This is a genomic window from Curtobacterium sp. B18 (assembly GCF_000333375.1).
Taxonomy (GTDB): domain Bacteria; phylum Actinomycetota; class Actinomycetes; order Actinomycetales; family Microbacteriaceae; genus Curtobacterium.
This window is the reverse complement of record NZ_BACZ01000658.1, coordinates 1-4,707: the sequence shown is the minus strand read 5'-3', so window position 1 is coordinate 4,707 and position 4,707 is coordinate 1. Positions and strand designations below refer to the sequence as shown.

Genomic DNA, 4,707 nt, shown 5'->3' with positions numbered 1-4,707 from the left:
CCGACAGGACTTATGCCAACGCTGAGCAGTTAATTGGTCAGCATAATGAAGTCTGGGCAGCCCTTAGCATGCCCGGTAACGTGCCGCGCGTTGTCGATACCGCCACCCTGCTGGCCGAATGGCGCTGAGGCCTGTCCGCTCAACGTCGTTTGATCGGCACACGTCTTCTTAGCCGACTATCCTCAACGCTAAGGCTGTGATTAATGGTTTATTCTGGAGGCACCGTGCTCGACTCTTTTTCCTGGATCAATGAACCCACAAGGTGGCAGCATCAGAACGGTATCCTGCACGTGGTTACCGACGAAAAAACGGATTTCTGGCACCAAACCTGGTATGGATTTGAACGCTTTTCCGGGCATATCTTCGCCAGGATCGAGAAGTCCGGACGGATCTGGATCGCCCCGAAGTCGTCGCGGCGCAGGCCGCCCTCGTTCGCCAGGGCCCCGACGATCTGGCGCGGCTCGACGCGGTGCCGACGCCCGACCTCGATGCGGTAGGCGGTCATCGGCTGCGAGCGGCGCGGGCCACGGTCGGACCGCTCGCCCCGGGCGCCGCGGTCGTCGTCGCGGTCGCGGCGGTCGCTGCCCCGGCCGTCGCGGTCGACGCGGTTCCGCAGCTCGTCGGCCTTCGGGTCGAGCAGCAGCGGGTCCTCGCCCTGCGCCACGACGGCCAGCGCGGCGGCGACGTCGTCCGCCGGCACGTCGTGGTGCTCGACGTAGTGGGCGATGATGTCGCGGAACGCCGTGATGCGGTCCTGCTGCTCGAGCGCCGCGGTGATGGCGTCGTCGAAGCGGGTGAGGCGCGTCTCGTTGACGTCCTCGATCGTCGGCAGCTGCATCTGCGTGAGCGGCTGCTTGGTGTGCCGCTCGATCGCCGAGAGCAGACGACGCTCACGCGGGGTGACGAAGCTGATCGAGTCGCCCGAGCGGCCCGCACGCCCGGTGCGGCCGATGCGGTGCACGTAGGACTCGATGTCGACGGGGATGTCGTAGTTCACGACGTGCGTGATGCGGTCGACGTCGAGGCCGCGGGCGGCGACGTCGGTGGCGACGAGGATGTCGAGCTTGCCCGACTTCAGCTGGTTGACCGTGCGCTCGCGCTGGGCCTGGGCGACGTCACCGCTGATGGCTGCTGCGGCGTACCCGCGGGCGCGGAGCTTCTCGGCGAGGGTCTCGGTCTCGCTCTTCGTGCGGACGAAGATGATCATGCCCTCGAAGTCCTCGACCTCGAGGATGCGGGTGAGCGCGTCGACCTTCTGCGGGTACGACACCATGAGGTACCGCTGCGTGATGTTCGCGGCGGTCTTCGTCTTCGTCTTGACCGTGATCTCGGCCGGGTCGGTGAGGTACTGCTGCGAGATGCGGCGGATCTGCGCGGGCATCGTCGCCGAGAAGAGCGCGACCTGCTTGTCGTCCGGGGTCTCGGCGAGGATCGTCTCGACGTCCTCGGCGAAGCCCATCTTGAGCATCTCGTCGGCCTCGTCGAGCACGAGGTACTTCAGCTCGGACAGGTCGAGCGTGCCCTTGGCGATGTGGTCCATGATGCGACCGGGGGTCCCGACGACCACGTCGACGCCACGGCGGAGCGCGGACAGCTGCACACCGTAGGCCTGGCCGCCGTAGACGGGCAGGACGTGCACGTGCTTCATGTGCGACGCGAACTGCTCGAACGCCTCGCACACCTGCAGGGCGAGCTCACGGGTCGGGGAGAGCACGAGCGCCTGCGGCACCTTGGCGCCGGCCTCCATGCGGGACAGGATCGGGAGCGCGAACGCCGCGGTCTTGCCGGTTCCGGTCTGCGCGAGGCCGACGACGTCGCGCCCCTCGAGCAGCGTCGGGATCGTGGCCTCCTGGATGGCGGAGGGGGTCTCGTAGCCGATGTCCTTGACGGCCTTGAGCACAGCATCGCTCAGGCCGAGGTCGGCGAAGGTCACCACTGGCCCGTCGTCGAGGGTCTCAGTGGTGGTGGCGGTGTCCGTGCTCATGCGGAAACGGTATCTCGAATACGGCGTCAGCAGTGACGGTGTGGCGCGTCTCGCTCAGCGGTGACGCGCCAGCGGCACGCGAGACGCGCCGACCGAGCCTGCGAGGGAGGGCGGGGCGGGCCCGCACCGCGCCTCCTGTCCGCCCCGTGGTCGCGTCCAGGACGCGTGCCGCGTCGTCAGGACGCGTCGCGCCGGTCCGTCGCGCCGATCCCGAGGACCGCGTCGGCGCGGTCGTTCAGCCGGGCGAGGAGCCCCGCGAGGGTGTGCAGCTCCCCCGTCGCGAAGGCCCCGGTGAGGTCGTCGAAGACCTCGGCGCCGGCGACGTCGAGCGTGTCGAGCAGCGTGCGTCCGGCCGGCGCGATCGAGACGAGGCTGGCGCGACCGTCCGCCGGGTCCGGTTCGGTGCCGAGGTACCCGGACTCGACGAGCGACGCCACGCGACGGCTGATCACCGGGCGCGACAGCCCCGTGGCGTCCGCGATGGCCATCGACCGGACGGCCCCGAAGTGGTCGACCGCGCGCAGGATCACGCGTGCCGTGGGGTCGAGTCCCCCGCGCGACTCGATGAGCGATGACCGAAGGGTCTGCCGGACCCACAGTCGGTCGAGCTGGGCACGCAGCAGCCGCTCGGCGCCGTCCCGGTCCTCGGTCATGCCGCACAGCGTAGTGGGCGGAATTAGTTGCTTGCCGGAAGCAATGGATGTATCGTTGCGCGGTCTGCAAACTTTCACAGCAGGAAACACAGCACGAAGCAAGGAGCTCGATGACCGCCACCGCACCCGTCCCGGTGCAGCACGGCCGACGCGCAGCCGGGGTCCCCACGGACTCCGCCGCGGCCGGCCAGCAGCCGCTGATGACCCACCGCCAGATCCTCCTCGTGATCTACGGGCTGATGGCGGGCATGTTCCTGTCCTCGCTCGGCCAGACGGTGTTCGGCACGGCCATCCGGACGATCGGTGACGACCTGCACGGGCTCGACCAGCAGGCCTGGGTCACCACCGCGTACCTCATCACCTCGACGATCGCGACGCCGATCTACGGCAAGCTCTCCGACATCTTCGGGCGCCGTCCCCTCTACATCTTCGGCATCGTGGTGTTCATCCTCGGCGCCGTGCTCTCGTCGATGTCGACCTCGATGCTCATGCTCGCCGGCTTCCGCGCCGTGCAGGGCATCGGCGCCGGTGCGCTCATGTCACTGCCGCTGGCGATCATGGGCGACATCCTCGCCCCGCGTGAGCGTGCCAAGTACCAGGGCTACTTCCTCGCGGTGTTCGGCATCTCGAGCGTCATCGGCCCGCTCATCGGCGGCCTGCTCGCCGGTTCCTCCGAGATCCTGTGGATCACCGGCTGGCGCTGGGTGCTCCTCATCAACGTGCCGATCGGCATCGCGGCCCTCGTCATGGTGCTCGTCTTCCTGCACCTGCCGAAGGTGCACGGCGGCGACGGTGCGAAGCCGAAGGTCGACTGGTGGGGCGCCACGGCGGTCATCGTCACGCTCGTCCCGCTCCTGCTCGTGGCCGAACAGGGCCGCACCTGGGGCTGGGGGTCGCCAGCCGCGATCGCCTGCTACGTCATCGGTGTCGTCGGCCTGGTCGTCCTGCTGCTCGTCGAGTCGAAGATGGGCGACGCCGCGATCATCCCGCTCAAGCTCTTCCGCTCCGGCACGTTCTCGATGGCGACCGTCATCGGCTTCCTGGTCGGCTTCGCGATGTTCGGCGCCATGCTGACCATCCCCCTCTACCTGCAGATCGTCGTCGGCCTGACCCCCACCGAGTCCGGGTTCGCGACGCTCCCCCTCGTCGGCGGGCTCATGATCGCGTCGATCACGAGCGGCCAGATCGTGGCCCGCGTCGGCCGCTACCGGATCTTCCCGGTGATCGGCACCGCGCTGGTGTCCTCCGGCTACGTCGTGCTGACGTTCATGACGATCGACAAGCCGCTCTGGTTCCTGATGATCGGCATGTTCCTCATCGGCCTGGGGCTCGGCTCGGTCATGCAGTCGCTCACCCTGGCGTCGCAGGGCTCGGTCGAGGCCCGGGACATGGGCGTCGCCACGTCGTCGGCGACGTTCTTCCGCCAGATCGGTGGCACGCTCGGCACCGCGGTGCTCCTGTCCATCCTGTTCTCGGTCATGCCGTCGAACATCCTGCACGCGACGGCGGACCGGACCGACCTGCGCTCCGCACTCGAGGCGGCGACCAACCCGACCGTGGCCACGGCGCCCGCGAACCGCGGCGTCATGGACGAGATCTGGTCGCCGATCGTCACCCCGCTCGAGCAGAACGTGCAGGCGTCGCTCGACGACGTCACCGCGCAGGTGCAGCAGGCGACCGCGAGCGCCCCGGCAGCCGTGCAGGACCAGGCCCTCGCCGCAGCGGCCGAGAAGGCGCACGCCTCGGTGCAGGACGGCAGGCTCGTCGTCGACTGGTCGGACGCCTCCGAGCGGTCGTACTGGGTGGGCGAGCTCACCCCGGCCGTCGCGAAGCAGGTCTCGGACAGCAGCGACTCGGGGTCGAGCACCATGAGCACGAACGACACCTCGTTCCTGACCGGTGCGGACAGCCGGCTCACCCGGCCGTTCATGGCGGGCTTCAACGCCTCGTCCGTGACGATCTACTGGGTCGGGCTCGGCGTGATCGGTGCTCGCCTTCGTCCTCACCTGGTTCTTCCGGGTGCCAACGGTGCGCCAGCGCTCGGCCCTGCAGGAGCAGGCGGACGCCGCC

The 4,707-nt window shown here is 68.8% G+C and carries 3 protein-coding genes and 1 pseudogene; 2 read left to right on the top strand and 2 right to left on the bottom strand.

The annotated features are described in order from the left end of the window. Positions 1-203 precede the first annotated feature (203 nt). A pseudogene (locus I5E_RS27120) lies at positions 204-311 on the top strand (hypothetical protein); the annotation flags it as partial. On the opposite strand, the gene I5E_RS17705 reads toward I5E_RS27120, so the two are convergent. After that, the gene (locus tag I5E_RS17705; protein ID WP_022908161.1) at positions 272-1,984 is read right to left on the bottom strand and encodes a DEAD/DEAH box helicase; all 1,713 of its coding nucleotides are present in this window, start codon (positions 1,982-1,984) and stop codon (positions 272-274) included. The pseudogene I5E_RS27120 and the gene I5E_RS17705 sit on opposite strands and share 40 nt — an antisense overlap. Positions 1,985-2,160: 176 nt before the next feature. After that, positions 2,161-2,637, bottom strand: coding sequence for a MarR family winged helix-turn-helix transcriptional regulator (locus I5E_RS17700; protein WP_022908160.1), 477 nt, complete (start codon positions 2,635-2,637; stop codon positions 2,161-2,163). Between the two features lie 110 nt (positions 2,638-2,747). Between I5E_RS17700 and I5E_RS22090 the strand changes: the two genes are divergently transcribed. Continuing rightward, positions 2,748-4,707, top strand: a 1,960-nt coding sequence (locus tag I5E_RS22090) for an MDR family MFS transporter (protein ID WP_307159813.1), incomplete at its 3' end; no start/stop codon positions are given.

Bases quoted from the DNA above. Each gene is read 5' to 3' on its own strand.
- I5E_RS17705 (WP_022908161.1), bottom strand. From the start codon at position 1,984: ATGAGCACGGACACCGCCACCACCACTGAGACCCTCGACGACGGGCCA.
- I5E_RS17700 (WP_022908160.1), bottom strand. From the start codon at position 2,637: ATGACCGAGGACCGGGACGGCGCCGAGCGGCTGCTGCGTGCCCAGCTC.